This window comes from Brevibacterium sp. UCMA 11752 (assembly GCF_021532235.1).
GTDB classification, from domain to species: Bacteria; Actinomycetota; Actinomycetes; order Actinomycetales; family Brevibacteriaceae; genus Brevibacterium; species Brevibacterium antiquum.
The window spans coordinates 4,005,340-4,021,167 of the sequence record NZ_JACBOS010000003.1 but is presented as its reverse complement, the minus strand read 5'-3'; the positions used below and the strand labels follow the sequence as shown (position 1 = coordinate 4,021,167).

The 15,828-nt window shown below is 64.6% G+C and carries 13 protein-coding genes and 1 tRNA gene; 10 read left to right on the top strand and 4 right to left on the bottom strand.

What is annotated here, in order from left to right; genetic code table 11:
- Window positions 1–14 precede the first annotated feature (14 nt).
- The 3 genes from HU144_RS18200 to upp form a co-directional block, all read right to left on the bottom strand.
- A complete protein-coding gene (locus tag HU144_RS18200) occupies window positions 15–956 on the bottom strand; it encodes an endonuclease/exonuclease/phosphatase family protein (protein ID WP_198398036.1) in 942 nt (313 codons plus the stop codon).
- Between the two features lie 88 nt (window positions 957–1,044).
- Complete coding sequence (locus tag HU144_RS18195; RefSeq protein ID WP_235352492.1) at window positions 1,045–1,872, bottom strand: winged helix-turn-helix transcriptional regulator; 828 nt, start codon at window positions 1,870–1,872, stop codon at window positions 1,045–1,047.
- Window positions 1,873–2,154: 282 nt separating this feature from the next.
- Window positions 2,155–2,793 (bottom strand): uracil phosphoribosyltransferase, encoded by a 639-nt coding sequence (gene upp / locus HU144_RS18190; protein ID WP_235344937.1) that lies wholly within the window; start codon window positions 2,791–2,793, stop codon window positions 2,155–2,157.
- Window positions 2,794–2,871: 78 nt separating this feature from the next.
- Between upp and HU144_RS18185 the strand changes: the two genes are divergently transcribed.
- The 8 genes from HU144_RS18185 to guaD all read left to right on the top strand — a co-directional run bounded on the left by HU144_RS18185 (window position 2,872) and on the right by guaD (window position 12,193).
- The gene (locus HU144_RS18185) at window positions 2,872–3,426 is read left to right on the top strand and encodes a tRNA adenosine deaminase-associated protein (protein WP_235352491.1); all 555 of its coding nucleotides are present in this window, start codon (window positions 2,872–2,874) and stop codon (window positions 3,424–3,426) included.
- 74 nt (window positions 3,427–3,500) lie between these two features.
- Window positions 3,501–3,965, top strand: a complete 465-nt coding sequence (gene tadA / locus HU144_RS18180) for a tRNA adenosine(34) deaminase TadA (protein ID WP_235352490.1) — start codon at window positions 3,501–3,503, stop codon at window positions 3,963–3,965.
- Between the two features lie 71 nt (window positions 3,966–4,036).
- Window positions 4,037–4,124 (top strand) — tRNA-Ser (locus tag HU144_RS18175).
- A gap of 408 nt (window positions 4,125–4,532) precedes the next feature.
- Window positions 4,533–6,008, top strand: a complete 1,476-nt coding sequence (locus tag HU144_RS18170) for an NCS2 family permease (protein WP_235352489.1) — start codon at window positions 4,533–4,535, stop codon at window positions 6,006–6,008.
- 213 nt (window positions 6,009–6,221) lie between these two features.
- Entirely contained in the window at window positions 6,222–7,688 is a 1,467-nt protein-coding gene (locus HU144_RS18165) for a xanthine dehydrogenase small subunit (RefSeq protein ID WP_235352488.1), read from the top strand.
- On the top strand, window positions 7,685–10,075 hold the full coding sequence (gene xdhB, locus HU144_RS18160; protein WP_235352487.1) for a xanthine dehydrogenase molybdopterin binding subunit: 2,391 nt from the start codon (window positions 7,685–7,687) through the stop codon (window positions 10,073–10,075). The genes HU144_RS18165 and xdhB overlap by 4 nt, the downstream gene beginning before the upstream one ends.
- Window positions 10,072–10,869, top strand: a complete 798-nt coding sequence (gene xdhC / locus HU144_RS18155) for a xanthine dehydrogenase accessory protein XdhC (RefSeq protein ID WP_328284311.1) — start codon at window positions 10,072–10,074, stop codon at window positions 10,867–10,869. The genes xdhB and xdhC overlap by 4 nt, the downstream gene beginning before the upstream one ends.
- Window positions 10,870–10,906: 37 nt before the next feature.
- Window positions 10,907–12,193 (top strand): guanine deaminase, encoded by a 1,287-nt coding sequence (guaD, locus tag HU144_RS18150; RefSeq protein WP_235352486.1) that lies wholly within the window; start codon window positions 10,907–10,909, stop codon window positions 12,191–12,193.
- A 25-nt stretch (window positions 12,194–12,218) separates the two neighbouring features.
- Here guaD and HU144_RS18145 read toward each other — a convergent pair whose 3' ends face one another.
- On the bottom strand, window positions 12,219–13,781 hold the full coding sequence (locus tag HU144_RS18145) for a nucleobase:cation symporter-2 family protein (RefSeq protein ID WP_235352485.1): 1,563 nt from the start codon (window positions 13,779–13,781) through the stop codon (window positions 12,219–12,221).
- A 307-nt stretch (window positions 13,782–14,088) separates the two neighbouring features.
- Here HU144_RS18145 and HU144_RS18140 point away from each other — a divergent pair, with 307 nt between their 5' ends.
- Both HU144_RS18140 and HU144_RS18135 read left to right on the top strand, forming a co-directional pair.
- Window positions 14,089–14,901, top strand: a complete 813-nt coding sequence (locus HU144_RS18140) for a hydroxypyruvate isomerase family protein (RefSeq protein ID WP_235352484.1) — start codon at window positions 14,089–14,091, stop codon at window positions 14,899–14,901.
- Between the two features lie 44 nt (window positions 14,902–14,945).
- On the top strand, window positions 14,946–15,827 hold the full coding sequence (locus tag HU144_RS18135) for a 2-hydroxy-3-oxopropionate reductase (protein ID WP_235352483.1): 882 nt from the start codon (window positions 14,946–14,948) through the stop codon (window positions 15,825–15,827).
- Window position 15,828 lies beyond the last annotated feature (1 nt).

The following is a 15,828-nucleotide window of genomic DNA, read 5'->3' as shown; positions in this document are numbered from 1 at the left end:
GTCAGGCTGACTAACTATTTCACGTCAAGGCCGGCGAGGACGGCGCGGTGGTCACTCGAGCCGCGGCCGAGCACCTCGTCGGAGGTGGCGTCGAACCCGCGATAGAGGACATGGTCGAGCCGGGTGACGGGCAGGCGAGCAGGCCAAGTGAAACCGAAGCCGCCGCCGGTCTCGACCCGCGAATCCTCAAGTGGGGGAGACAAAGTCGAGAAGTTGGTATCCGTCGTCGCGGTGTTGAAGTCACCGGCCACGATGACACGCTCGGCTTCATCGGTTTCGACCTCTGTGGCCAACCTGCGGATTGCGGCATTGCGCATGGCTTCGTGACCAGGTCGCACCGAAGGCATGTGTACGGAGTAGAACCTGATGTCGCCGTGGTCCGTGGAGACTGTGGTGGCGAAGGCACGAGGCCACTGCAGTCCCAGGTCTACCTCTTCGGGTGCGGACATCGGCCATTTCGACCACACGCCGATCGTGTCGACGACCTGCGAATGCTGGAACGAGGAATCGAGTTCCTTGTGGATAATCTTGCCCGACAGGGACTCGAGCTCCTGAATCGTGACGATGTCGGGGTCAGCGGATACGAGACTCTTCGCCGCTGCGGTGGGCTCGGACAACCTGGCACCCACATTGTGCGTGGCGACGGTGACATCCGGGTCGCCTTTGTCGCTCGCCGGAATCACCGCAGAGCCGAACATCGAGGCCCAGACCACTGTCGGCACCAGGAAGCCGATTGCTGAGAGCAGCGAGAAGCGGATGAGGAACATGAGCAGGACCAAGGCCAGGAAGATTCCCGTCCACGGCAGAATGCTCTCGATGAGCAGCGCAATACCCATCCTGGTCGGCAGCAGGTGGTGGAGCAGGAGAAATGCGGCATAGGCGATGCCGAAGATCAGCGCGGTGATCCCCTTGGCTGGGCTATGCGTTTTCCTGGGTTGAGAATATTCCTCGTTCATCGATTAAGAATCTTAACCGCTGAGTCTGTCCTCATGCTGGGCGAGCCATGCGACGTGGCTCACTTTTTCGCCCAAGAATAGAAATCATTCACCGGTGGGCGGTGGCGGACCAGACCGTGACATCGGGGTGAGTGTCATAGCGGTAGCCGGAGCCTCTCATCGTCCGAATCACCGAAGAGTACTCTCCCAGACGCCGGCGCAGGCGTCGGATGTGCACGTCAACAGTCCTCTCATCAGGGACTTCGCCACCCGACCAGACGGCAGTGATGAGATCTTCACGGGGGAGAGTGGAATCGGCATGAGAGACAAGTGTCGCCAGGAGGTCGAATTCCTTGGTGGTGACATCGATGAGATCGCCGTCGATGCGCACCTCGCGGCGGGGGATGTCGATGCGCAGGCGCTCGGCGGTTCTGCTCTGGAAGTTCCCATCGAATCGGGATCCGAAGCCGCCTGTGGGGGCAGCTTCGCCGATTCCCTGCTCGGACTCGCGGCGCAGGGCCGGTGGATGGATCCGGTTGGGAATGCGCGAGCGGACCGGGCCGTGTGATCCAGCTGGGGTGCCGGTGGCGGCGGGGGAGCCGTTGGCCACGGCACGAACGGCATCGATGTCGTTGCCGCGACCTTCCGGGGCCAGAGCGATGACCGCCTGGGTCTCGGCCTGGGAAGCCAGCTCCTTTGCGTAAGCCTGCAGCTCCCCGGCGATCGCGGAGAGGTTGGTCCCATCGGCAGCCGCCTTGGACTCATCAAGACCGACGTAGACGATGATTCCACGCGCCGCCTTCGGCGAGGGCACGACGCCGGCGGGGCCGAAGGTGTGGGGCGGGTTCTGCGGGTCTACGGCACTCAACCGGGCTCCTGCGCGACGGATGGCAGCTGCGCTGCGTGGATGTGCGTACGCTGGTTCTGGATTCGACATGGCTGTCCTTTGCTTCGACCTGTCAGGCCGTTGTGACTGAATGAGTCCGCTGCGGAGTCTGCGTGTACTCGTTCGAAGCCGGACAGCGGAGAGGCGATCACCGACAACGAACGCAGAGCATACGCATGCCTGCGGGGCACATTCGCGTCGGGTGCGTCGAAGAAGTCATGACTTCATTATTTGTCACAAAACTCGCTGGTTGCAAAGGAAAGCCCGAAAATGAGACGAGTGTGACGAAATATGACGCCGAATTCTTCGTCACCCGGCGTCATCCAGCCTCGGTCAGTCGACGATTCCGTACATTCGGTCACCGGCATCGCCGAGCCCGGGGACGATGTAGCCCTTCTCGTTGAGCTTCTCGTCAAGCGCCGCCGTGTAGATCTCGACATTCGCCGACTGCGCGTAGTCCTTCTCGATGCGCGCGACTCCCTCTGGAGCACTGACGAGGCAGACCGCCGTGACGTCCCTGGCGCCCCGGGCGAGGAGGAAATCGATGGCCATGGCCAAGGTCCCACCCGTGGCAAGCATCGGATCGACGACGAAGATCTGCCGACCGCTGAGGTCATCGGGCAGACGATCTGCGTAGGCGCTGGGCTCAAATGTCTCCTCATCGCGGACCATCCCCAGGAAGCCGACCTCGGCGGTGGGGAGGATGCGCAGCATGCCATCGAGCATGCCCAGACCCGCGCGCAGGATCGGAACGACGACCGGGCGCGGTTCCGCCAGGCGGGTGCCGGTGAACGTCGTGACGGGTGTCGTGATCTCCTTGTCCTCGACCGCAACCGAGCGGGTGGCCTCGTATGCGAGGAGCATGACGAGCTCCTCGGTGAGCTGACGGAAGCGAGCAGAATCCGTGCTCTGGTCACGTAGGACGCTGAGTTTGTGGGCGATGAGCGGGTGATCGGCTACATGTAGGCGCATAAGAGAAATGGTACGGAACTTTTCATCTTCGCGCGTGGAACTGTGGTCAATGGTCGACCGAGGAGTCACAATGGGACCATGTCCTACTTCACTGAGATCCTTGCCGAAACTAGCGATGGTTTTCGTGCGCTCGATGTCGATGTCCGGGATGCCTCAGATCTCGACAGCCTGGTTGAGATGATGCAGGCGGCCGGCTCGGAAGACGGCGAATCGGTCGCAGTCATCGAGCACGAGGACGAATGGTTCGGCCTCGTGCGAGTCTGCGAGAACAACGAGATCAAAGTCTTCCTGTCTGACCTGCGTGCCGTCGAGCTCAGCCCCTTCGCGGATATATTCGCCGACTTCCTCGATTCGCAGCCCGATGCCTATGAGGCCGAGCCGGAGGAAGAATTCGGTCTCGAAGAAGATGCGGTCGCCGAGACCGATGACGACGACGAGGATGAAGAGGTTGCGATGCTCGAGTTCGACATCGACGCCGAATGGGGCGGAGATGCCGAGATCTACGCCGACCGCGGAGTCCTGCCCGCCGACCTCATCGAGCAGGTGGAGAAGTACCGCTCGGACCCTGCCCGCGTCGTTGCCCATGTCGGTGAGACCGTGGGATTCGCCGATCAGCTCCAGGCCGCCCGCTGAGCTCACCGGAGGAGGCTTCCCCAGGGGAGAGTGCGGATCTCGGCTTCGGCGCCCACGCACACTTCCAGGATTGGATGGCACTCGCCCTCGCCGAGGCGGCGCTGGCGAGTGCGCATGACGACGTTCCCGTCGGGGCCGTGGTGCTGAGCGCTGATGGTGCGGTGATCGGGCGCGGTCACAACAGACGCGAAGTCGATCAGGATCCGCTCGGACATGCCGAGCTCATGGCACTGCGCAATGCCGCCGAGGCGACCGGACGATGGCGCCTCGACGACGCTACCCTTGTCGTCACCCTCGAGCCCTGTGCGATGTGTGCAGGTGCTGTCGTCGGGTCCCGGATTGCGCGAGTCGTCTATGGTGCCTTCGATGAGAAGGCCGGTGCGGCCGGGTCTGTCTGGGATCTGCTGCGAGACCGCGCCGCGCTGCATCATCCAGAGGTCTACTCCGGAGTTGCAGCGACGAAGTGCCGGGGTCTGCTCAGTGATTTCTTCGCCGCGAAACGGGTGAATCCCGGTGGCCGAAGCACGCCGAGGGAGTGAGTCGGCACAGTGGCTCAGGTCACGCCCGCTCGATTTGGACGCCGCCTGGGGCTGACTGTAATGTTGTCCGCGGTGGCGTGTCCGAGCGGCCGAAGGTGCAACACTCGAAATGTTGTGTAGGGTAACCCCCTACCGTGGGTTCAAATCCCACCGCCACCGCGTTTTGCCTGAGCCGTGACATCGTTGGGAGACGGTGTCACGGCTCAGGTTTTTCTGTGCTCGAAGACGAGCGATGACCCTCATTCCTTCCCTCTGCGCCGACTGCGGTCGTGAGCCGCGGACCGCCACCCCGATGGCGGGGGGCAAGTGTGTGGTTTGCGATGATTGCGTGTGGTCGAGGCGGACGACTTGGCCATGGTCAGCAGCGTAATCAGAGTGTGATCGTTGACACATTATGCAAAACAGACTTAACTGGTCAGTCGGAACGGAAGTGTCTTTCCATGATGTGAAAAGAAATTTCTGTTGTGGAAGCTAGTGTCCGTTTCTCTGCGCATGTTCAAGGCGCATGGTCGCCGACGATGATGTTGCCGACTGATCAAATCGAACAACTTGAGGTGGTCCATGAAAATGGCTGACAACGACCAACAGCGGGACACGAAGACCGCTGACAACAGCAGCGGGAGTCCCGGTCTGCTCGACAGATTCTTCGAAATCACATCACGCGGATCCTCGGTCAAACAGGAGATCCGCGGCGGCATCGTCGCCTTCTTTGCGATGGCCTACATCGTCGTCCTCAACCCGCTCATCCTGGGCGGTTCCCAGGACGTCGCGGGCGGGGCGCTCGACTTCGCCCAACTGACTGCTGTCACCGGCCTCGTCGCCGGCGTCATCACGATCCTCTTCGGCGTCGTCGCGAAGCTCCCCTTCGCACTCGCCGCAGGGCTGGGCATGAACAGCTTCCTGGCCGTCTCCGTGGTCCAGGAAGTCACCTGGGCCGAAGCCATGGGGCTCGTGGTCATCAACGGTGTCATCATCGTCGTCCTCGGAGCCACCGGCATCCGAACCGCGATCTTCAACGCCGTGCCCCACGCCCTGAAGGTCGCGATCACGGTCGGAATCGGCCTGTTCATCGCGTTCATCGGGTTCGTCAACTCCGGCTTCGTCACCCGCACCCCGGCCGGACCTCCCGTCCAGCTGGGACAGGACGGGTCGATTGCATCGCTGCCGACGCTGGTGTTCGTCTTCGCTCTGATCCTCATCGGCATTCTCGTCGCACGTCAGGTTCCGGGCGGAATACTCATCGGCATCATCGTGGCCACAATCGTCGCGATGGTCATCCAGGCCTTCGCGAAGTTGGGAACCGTGGGCGACCCGGTCAATCCGGACCCGGTGGGCTGGAACCTGGCCGCCCCCGAGATTCCCAGTCAGGTCGTCGCATTGCCCGACTTCTCGCTCATCGGAGCCTTCGACCTGTTCGGGTCCTTCGAGCGCATCGGCGTCCTCGCTGCCACGATGCTCGTCTTCACCCTGGTGTTCACGAACTTCTTCGACGCCATGGGCACCATGACCGGCCTCGCCCGCAGCGCAGGGCTGCAGACCAAAGACGGAATGTTCCCCCGTATCCGCGGTGCATTCATCGTCGAGGGCATCGGCGCAGTTGCCGGTGGTGGAGCCTCCGCCTCGTCGAACACCGTGTTCGTCGACGCAGCGGCAGGTATCGCCGAAGGTGCTCGAACTGGACTCGCCGCCTGCATCACGGGTGCGCTGTTCCTGGTGTCGATGTTCTTCGCACCGCTCATCGGCGTCATCCCGATGGAAGCCGGAGCCGCCGCGCTCGTCGTCGTGGGCGCCATGATGGTCACGCAGATCCGCGAGATCGACATGAGCGACTTCCGCACCTCGCTGCCGGTGTTCCTGACCATGGTCACGATGCCGTTGACCTATTCGATCGCCAACGGAATCGGCGTCGGATTCATCTCGTGGGCCCTCATCCACGCGATGAGCAAACGCGGCCGGGACGTTCACTGGCTCCTTTGGGTCGTGTCCGCAGGATTCGTGCTGTACTTCGTTCGCGGGCCGATTTCAGCTATCTTGGGAGGATGACGTTTATGTCGGAGATCACAGCCTGGTCGAAAGGTCAGATCGCACACGGGTGCTGAGGACGATTGCGTCGTCGGCACAGCGGGTGTGACACCCGAGCCGCGACACCACGTTCTTCGCTGCTGTTCGCATGGATAACCAGAAGCTCGAAGAACGAAGCAATTGTTCCAACCATGCACTGCGCGCCGCATAGATGAGGCGCAGGAGGTAAGTGCGATGTCTGCCCCGGCAACTCAACGTTCCACCGCCCAGGTTTCAGTGAACTCGACCGTTCACGAATTCGACGGGCCACCACACACAAATGCTTTGGACTTTCTCCGCGGAGCCGGTCTCACAGCAGCCAAGGAAGGCTGCGCCGAAGGCGAATGCGGGGCCTGCGCGATCATGGTCGCCCGCCCCGACGCCGATGGGACGACCCGTTGGACCTCGGTCAACTCGTGCCTGCTGCCGGCCGCGGCACTCGACGGCCAGGAAGTCATCACGGCCGAAGGCCTCGCCGACGCTGAGTCCGTCCACCCCGTCCAGGAAGAGATGGCCGTGCGCGGCGGATCCCAATGCGGATACTGCACCCCCGGCTTCATCTGCTCCATGGCCGCCGAATACTACCGGCCAGAACGTGCCGAGGACGCCATCGCCGCCGACCACCACTGCGGCCCCAACGGCTTCGACATCCACTCCCTGTCCGGCAACCTCTGCCGCTGCACCGGCTACCGCCCCATCCGCGATGCCGCCTACGCTCTCGGCCAGCCAGAAGCTGGCGACACGATCGCACAGCGTCGGCAGAAGCCGGCACCCACCTCGGCGAGCACCGATATCCACCGAGCCGATACGGCCACGGGTGAACAAGGACGCTACCGTCGCCCGTCCACCCTCGCCGAGGCTCTCGACATCCTGGCCGCCGAACCCGAGGCTCTCGTCGTCGCCGGCGCCACCGACTGGGGCGTTGAGGTCAACATCAAGGGAGCACGCGCCAAATCAATGCTCGCCATCGATCGTCTGCCCGAACTGCGCGGTATCCGCCGGACCGAGGACTACATCGAACTCGGTGCGGCTCACACCCTGAGCGAACTCGAACGCGAACTCGCCGGCTCGATCCCGCTGCTGGGCAAACTCATCCCGCAGTTCGCCTCCCGACTCATCCGCAACGCCGCCACCATCGGCGGAAACCTCGGCACGGGCTCACCCATCGGCGACGCCCCACCGGCACTCCTGGCCCTCGAAGCACAGCTCGTGCTCACCTCGGTGCAGGGGGCACGGGTCGTGGACCTGGCCGACTACTTCACCGGATACCGGCAGACCGTCCGTGCTGCCGGGGAACTCATCACCGCGATCCGCATCCCGCTGCCCTTGGCACCCATGACCTCGTTTCAGAAGATCGCGAAGCGCCGCTTCGACGACATCTCCTCGGTCGCGATCGGCTACGCCGTGAGTGTCGAGGACGGGGTCGTGGCCAAGGCCCGGATCGGACTGGGCGGAGTCGCGGCCACACCGCTGCGCGCCGACGCCACCGAGGCTCTGCTGGAAGGTTCGGCCTGGACGCTTGAGACCGTGCACGGCGCCGCAGAGACCCTCGCCGCCGAGGGCACCCCGATGGATGATCACCGGGCGAGTGCGAAGTACCGGACCGCGATGCTGCGGTCCTCGTTGGAACGTTTCTATGCCGAACAGGAGGCAGGACGATGAGCCAGCTCTCACAGCGCCCCACCGATCCCATCGTCGGTGAGAGCCACCACCACGAAAGCGCCTTCGGTCACGTCACCGGAGCGGCCCTCTACACCGATGACCTCGTGGGACGCCTCGCCGGAGTCCTCCACGCCTACCCGGTGCAGTCCACTCAGGCACACGCCAAGCTGAATTCCGTCGACATCGGACCCGCCTACGAGGTGCCCGGAGTCGTCCGCGTGATCACGGCAGCAGACATTCCCGGCGTCAACGACCAGGGCGTCAAACACGACGAGCCGATGCTGCCCGTCGACGAGGTCATGTTCTTCGGCCAGCCCATCGTCTGGGTCCTGGGCAACGATCTCGAAGCGGCGAAGGCCGGGGCGGCAGCCGTGGCCGTCGACTACGAACCGCTGCCCTCTCTGGTCAGCGTCAGGGATGCGATCGAGGCGGAAAGCTTCCACGGCATCCAGCCCGTCATCGACAAGGGCGACGCCACCGGAGCCTTCGCCGATGCCGCGCACGTGTTCGAAGGCGAATTCGAGTTCGCCGGCCAGGAGCACTTCTACCTGGAGACCCAGGCCTCGCTGGCTCAGATCGACGAGAGCGGGCAGATCTTCGTCCAGTGCTCGACGCAGCATCCCACGGAGACGCAGGACATCGTCTCCCACGTCCTCGGGGTCCCCGCCCACGAGGTGACCGTGCAGTGCCTGCGCATGGGCGGCGGCTTCGGCGGCAAGGAGATGCAGCCCCACGGGTACGCGGCTCTTGCGGCCCTCGGTGCGAAGCTCACCGGTCGCCCGGTGCGCCTGCGGCTCAACCGGACGCTGGACATCACGATGACCGGCAAGCGCCACGGCTTCCACTCGTCCTGGAAGATCGGCTTCACCGCCGAGGGCAAGATCCTTGCCCTCGACGCCACGCTGACCGCCGACGGCGGGTGGAGCCTCGACCTGTCCGAGCCCGTGCTGACCAGGGCCATGTGCCACATCGACAACGCCTACTGGGTGCCCAATATCCGTGTGGCTGGTCGCATTGCGAAGTGCAACAAGACCTCGCAGACCGCCTTCCGCGGGTTCGGCGGGCCCCAGGGCATGCTGGTGATGGAGGACATCCTCGGCCGGGTCGCCCCGAAGCTGGGCCTGACAGCCCGTGAGCTGCGCCGCCGCAACTTCTACACCGCCGGCCAGGACACACCGTACTACCAGCCCGTGCGTCATCCCGAGAGGATGGAGGCGGCCTGGGACCAGGTCGTGTCCACCGCCGAGGTGGAGGCCAGGGAAGCCGAGATCGAGCAGTTCAACGCGGGCAGCGAGAACGTCAAACGCGCGATCGCGCTGACACCGGTGAAGTTCGGGATCTCGTTCAACCTCACGGCCTTCAACCAGGGCGGGGCCCTCGTGCTCGTGTACAAGGACGGGTCCGTCCTCGTCACCCACGGCGGCACCGAGATGGGCCAGGGCCTGCACATGAAGATGCTGCAGGTCGCGGCCACGACCTTGGGTGTTCCTCTGTCCACGGTGCGGCTTGCGCCCACGCGCACGGATAAGGTCCCCAACACCTCGGCGACGGCGGCGAGCTCCGGCACCGACCTCAACGGTGGTGCGGTCAAGGACGCCTGCGAACAGATTCTGGGCCGGCTGACACAGGTGGCCGCCGGGATCCTCGGCGCACCCGCCCACGAGGTCAGCGTCACCCGCGGCATCGTCAGCGCGCTGTCATCGAAGAAGACCATCACCTGGGAAGAGCTCATCAACGCCGCCTACTTCCAGCGGATCCAGCTCTCGGCCTCAGGGTTCTACCGGACCGAGGGACTGCACTGGGACCTGTCGATCATGACCGGCGAACCCTTCAAATACTTCGCCTACGGTGTTGCGGCGAGCGAGGTCGAGGTCAACCGCTTCGACGGCTCCTACACACTGCGTCGCGTCGACATCGTCCATGACGTCGGCGATTCGCTCTCACCGCTGATCGACCTCGGCCAGATCGAGGGCGGATTCGTCCAGGGCGCCGGATGGCTGACCCTGGAGGACCTGCGGTGGGACGAATCGGACAAGCCCAGCCGCGGTCGCCTGGCGACCCAGGCTGCGAGCACGTACAAGATCCCCAGCTTCTCCGAGGCCCCGGAGGTCTTCAACGTCTCGCTGCTGGACAAGGCACACGAAGAGGGCGCCGTCTACGGTTCCAAAGCTGTGGGCGAACCCCCGCTCATGCTCGCCTTCTCGGTCCGGGAGGCCCTGCGGGATGCCGTGGCCGCGTTCGGTGCCCATGGGGGCCTGGGGCCGTCGGTCGAGCTCGCGTCACCGGCGACACCCGAAGCCGTGTTCTGGGCCATCGAATCGGTGCGCTCACCAGCCATGACGGTTCCGGCACCGACGGCAGCCGAAGGCCTCAGTGTCCCATCATGACGTGGATGGACACAGCGGCCGAGCTTCGGAATTCTCGGGTGCCGGCCGTCCTCGTCACTCTCGCCTCGGTTCGCGGGCACGCCCCACGTGAGGCCGGAGCGAAGCTGATCGTCACTGCCGATGACCTGCATGGGACCATCGGCGGCGGCAATCTGGAGATGACGGCCGTCACCCGGGCCCGCGAGATCCTCGCGTCCGGGACGGAGACGACCCGGGCCGAACCCGAGATGCTCACGCTGCGGCTCAACGACAAGGCACCGGCCAAATACGGACGCCAATGCTGCGGGGGAGAGGTCAGCGTTCTGCTCGAACCGCTGCCCGTGCCCGCCGCAGTGGCGATCTTCGGGATCGGCAACATCGGACTCGAACTGACCCGTATCCTGGCCCGCCACGACATCGACGTCCACGTCAGCGATTCCCGTCCCGAGCACCTCGAGGAGCTCGACCGATTGGAACCGCCTGTGGCCCAGATCCATCGCGAGTTCGCCGTCGTCGGCGAAGAGGTGCTCGTCGGGCTGCCCGCGGGCACCCATGTGCTCATCATGACCCACGACCACGCCGAGGATCTTCACCTCTGCGATGCGGCACTGACCCGCGGTGACCTCGGCTCCATCGGGCTCATCGGCTCGAGCGCCAAATGGCAGCGGTTTCGGAAGAACCTCATCGCCGAAGGCCACACGCCCGAGGTCGTCGACACCATCGACTGCCCCATCGGCCTGCCCGACCTGCCCGGCAAGCAGCCGGCGACGATCGCTCTCAGCGTCGCCGCCGACCTGCTGGGCCGCATGGGCTGAACCACTTCGACTCTCTCAGCTTTCAAGGAGCACCACTATGTTCATCTGCCGCGCCCGTGTCTTCGACACACCGACCAGCCCCTTCGCCGGGGGCGCCCTGCGCTCCGACTCGGACGTCGCTCTCGTCGTCGATGACGGACTGATCATCGCCCGCACCGACTATGAGAGTGCGGTCGCGGACCATCCCGACGCCGAGGTGGTCGACCTCCGTGCCGGCGTCCTCATCCCCGGCCTCATCGACACCCACGTCCACTACCCGCAGGTCCGCGCCATCGGCTACCTCGGCAAGCCGCTGCTCGAGTGGCTCGACCACTGTGCCCTGCCCGAAGAGGAGAAACTCGGTGACGAGGCCTATGCCGCAGCCGTGGCCGGCGAGTTCCTCACCGGGCTGACCTCGGCGGGGACCACCTCGGCGATGGTCTTCGGTTCGCACTTCGCCACCGCGATGGACACCTTCTTCACCCAGGCCGCCGAGGTGGGTCTGCGGATCACATCGGGACTGGTCACGAGTGACAAGATGCTCCCAGAACCGCTGCTGACGAGCGTGGAGAGATCCGTGTCCGAGAGCCAGGACCTCATCGATCGCTGGCATGGGAAGGGTCATCTCCGGTATGCGGTGACCCCGCGCTTCTCCTTCTCGGCGGGTCAGGAGCTGTTGGCTGCCGGCGGCCGGCTGGTGGCGGACAACCCGGGCATCTGGGTGACTTCTCACCTCAACGAGAACCGCGACGAGATCGCCGGTGTCGCCGAGATGTTCCCCGAAGCGCTCGACTACCTCGACACCTACGATCGGGCAGGACTGCTGGGCCGGCAGACGGTCCTGGCCCACAACGTCCACCCGAGCGATCGCGAACTGGCACGGATGGCAGAAGTGGGGGCCGCCTCGGCGCACTGCCCGACATCGAACTCGAATCTGGCCAGCGGCTTCTTCCCGCTGCGCCGACACATCGAAGCCGGGGTCCGTGTGGCACTCGGCTCCGATGTGGGAGCGGGCACGGGCTTCTCCCTGCTCAAGGAGGGCGTCCAGGCCTACTTCATGCAGCAGCTGGACCCGTCCGGCGGACTGCCGCTGAGTTCGGCACACCTGCTGCACCTGGCAACGGCCGCCGGCGCCGAGGCCCTGGAGCTGTCAGATCAGGTCGGGGACCTGTCCGTGGGCAAGCGCTTCGACGCCGCCTATATCCGGCCGAGCGCTGGCGAGCCCTTGGCCGTGGGGCTTGAGCACGCCAGCAGCGATGACGATGCCTTGGCGAAGATCTTCGCCATGGGGACTCCGGCCGACATCGCTCAGGTGTGGGTCGACGGTCAGCTCGTCAAGGGCTGAGCCGACGTCAGGGGACGAGGCACCGTCAGGAACGGCGGTGCGCGAGCTGCTTCACTTCGGCGGTGTCGACGATGTCCCCGCAGTCGATTGCGGCCTGGATCTCCTCTGCCCGCTCATCGGGTACGAGGGGGATCTCCTCGCCGTCGCAGTCGACGAAGACTCCGTCGATGAACTGATCGCCCTCGCGCAGATCCTTGAGGTTCGAGGGTGTGAGGAAGCGTGCCGGTTTCGCGGCGTAGACGGAAGGGTTGGTCGAATTTCCGAAGCGCAGCTCGTTGAACAGGAGGTTCAGCAGCACTGCCATGATCGCGGCCGAGGAGATTCCCGAGTGGAAGATCGTCTGCACCCAGGACGGGAAGTGCTCGTAGAAGTCGGGCTTGACCACGGGGACGAGGGCGAAGGCGAGGGATGCGGAGACGATGATGAGGTTCATGTTGCCGTCGAACTTCACCTCTTTGAGGTTGCGTATGCCTGATCCCGAGACGGTTCCGAAGAGGATGAAGCCGGCGCCGCCGAGGACGGGCATCGGCACCGCGGCGACGACCTGACCGAGCACGGGCATGAGCCCCAGGAGGATGAGGATGACGCCGCCTGCGGAGACGACGAAGCGGGAGCGGACTCCGGTCAGCGCCACGAGGCCCACGTTCTGTGCGAAGGCCGACTGGGTGAAGGAGCCGAAGAAGGGCGCGATGACCGAGGAGGCCATGTCAGCGCGCAGACCGGCCGCGACCCGCTTCTTGTCGACCGGGGTGCCGATGATCTCTCCGACGGCCAGCACATCGGCCGCGGTCTCGGTCTTGATGACGAGGATGACGATGAGCATCGACCCGATCGCCGCGAGGTCGAAGGTCGGTGCGCCGAAGGGCAGCAGCCCTGGGATCGCCACGGGAGCGCCGTGCCCGACCTCGGAGAAGTCAGTCATGCCCATGGCGGCACCGATGCCCGTGCCGATGATGAGGCCGAGCAGGATCGACAGCCGAGAGATGGCGGCCGAGCCGACCTTGCTCAGCAGCAGGATGACGGCGAAGGTGATGAAGGCCAGGGCGATGTTCTGCACGGAACCGTAGTCCGTTGCGGCCTCATCGCCGCCCATGGCCCAATCGGCTGCTGTCGGGATGAGCGTGAGTCCGATGGCCGTGATGACCACCCCGGTGACCACGGGTGGGAAGAAGCGGATGATCCGCGCGAAGAAAGGGGCCACGACGAAGCCGATGACGCTGGCGACGATGACCGCGCCGAAGATGTCGCTGAGCCTGCCGCCGCCGGTGAGAATGGCGAGCATCGTCGCGACACCGGCAAAGGAGACTCCCTGGATGAGCGGCAGCTTGGACCCGACCAGGGGGACCCCGATGCTCTGGATCAGCGTGGCGATGCCGCCGACGAAGAGGCTGGCGGTGACCAGAGCGACCAGCTGATCGCCGTCGACACCGGCTGCCTTGCCGATGATGAGGGGCACCGCGATGATGCCGCCGTACATGGTGAGGACATGCTGGAGCCCGTAGGCGAAGAGCTTGGGCACAGGGAGCCACGCGTCTTCGGGTCGCTTGGACCCGGGCGGGAGGGACTTCGTCGTCGAATTCTCGGTCATATCTCAACCTTCCGGAGTAAGCCTCATTACTCTTCCGTATCGTGGATTCGCTTTTCCATAAAATGTGATCTCCACTACGTTCTGCCTCTTTTTCTGGGAAGTCAAATAGGCGATTCGGGTAGCTGGTTTCGGCGCTCGTGGCAAGTCTTCAGTGGTGTTCTGATTCCGAGGATCTCTGACTTGCCTGCGTCGGAGGGTTGACTCCATCTCACTTGCCTGCCTATGCTTGATTTCATCACACGGAAATGAATTTCCACAATACGGAAAACAATGAATCCGCACTCGCAGCGACGCGAAGGAGAATCCCTTGACGACATTCGATTTCACCAATGCCGACAGCTACATCCTCAACTGCTCCACCCTGCTCACCGAGCTGCCCGTGATGGAGCGAGCCCAGGCGGCCAAGGACGCCGGTTTCAGCCAGGTCGAGTTCTGGTGGCCCTTCGACGGCAACCCGAGGCCCACCTCGGCGGAGGTCGATGAGTTCATCGCCTCACTCGACAAGGCCGGAGTCGAACTCAAGGGCCTGAACTTCTGGGCCGGGAACATGGCCGCCGGCGACCGGGGCATGGTCTCGATCAAGGGCGCAGAGGCCGACTTCGCGGCCAACGTCGAAATCGTCGTCGAGATCGGCCGCCGCACAGGCTGCCGAGCCTTCAACGCCCTCTACGGTCTGCGCACCGAAGGCCAGACTCCCGAGGAGCAGGACGAGGTCGGACTCGAGAACCTCAAGCTCGCGGCCGACGCCGTGGCCGCCATCGAGGGAACAGTCCTCGTCGAGCCCGTCTCCGGAGCAGATGGCTACCCGCTCAAGCGCGCCTCAGACGCCGCCGCGGTGGTCCAGCGGGTCCGTGCTCAGGGCGTTGCCAACATCGCCGTCCTCGCCGACTTCTTCCACATGTCGATCAACGGCGACGATGTGGCCGCAGTCATCGAAGCCGACGCCGCGAAGTTCGGACACATCCAGATCGCCGACGCCGCCGGCCGCGGAGCACCAGGCACGGGTGAGCTGCCCTTGCAGGACTGGATCAACCGTTCCTACGAACTCGGCTACACCGGCTCCATCGCCCTCGAATACAAGCAGGACCGCGCCACAGCATTCGAATGGCTCGCGAACTGAATCTGCCTCCACTTCCAGCACTCTGCACGAGATAGGACACGAACATGAGCAAGACAATCGCATTCATCGGACTCGGAATCATGGGCCTGCCGATGGCCAAGAACCTCGTCAGTGCCGGCTTCACCGTCCGCGGCTACAACCGCTCACCCGAGAAGGCCGCTGAACTCGCGAAAGCGGGCGGCCAGGCCGCAGGCACCATCGCCGAGGCGGTCGACGGTGCCGATGTCATCATCACCATGGTCCCGGACTCCCCAGACGTCGAAGACGTGTTGACCGGCGAGGACGGAATCCTCGCCCATGCCGAGGCCGGCGCGTACTGGATCGACAACTCGACCATCCGTCCCGATGTCGCCAAGAGCCTCTCCGCTCAGGCAGCGGAGAAGGGTCTCAAACCCCTCGATGCACCTGTCTCCGGTGGCGAGGCAGGGGCGATCAACGGCGCACTGTCGATCATGGTCGGCGGCGCTCAGGCTGACTTCGATGCAGTGGCCGATGTCTTCGACGCGGTCGGCAAGACCGTCGTCCTCGTTGGGCCCTCGGGCTCGGGCCAGACCGTGAAGGCCGCGAACCAGCTCATCGTCGCCGGAAACATCGAACTCCTCGCCGAGGCTGTCGTCTTCCTCGAGGCCTACGGAGTCGAGACCACCTCGGCGCTGCAGGTCCTCGGCGGGGGACTGGCCGGATCGAAGGTTCTCGAGCAGAAGGGGCAGAAGATGCTCGACCGCTCCTTCGACCCCGGGTTCCGACTCGCCCTGCACCACAAGGACATGGGCATCGTCACCGCTGCAGCCCGCGAGGCAGGCGTCGCGATCCCACTCGGATCGGCCGTCGCGCAGCTCGTCGCCTCGACCGTCCAGCAGGGCAATGGGGGACTCGACCACTCGGGTCTCTTCACCGTCGTCGAGCAGCTCTCCGGGAAGAAGTAGA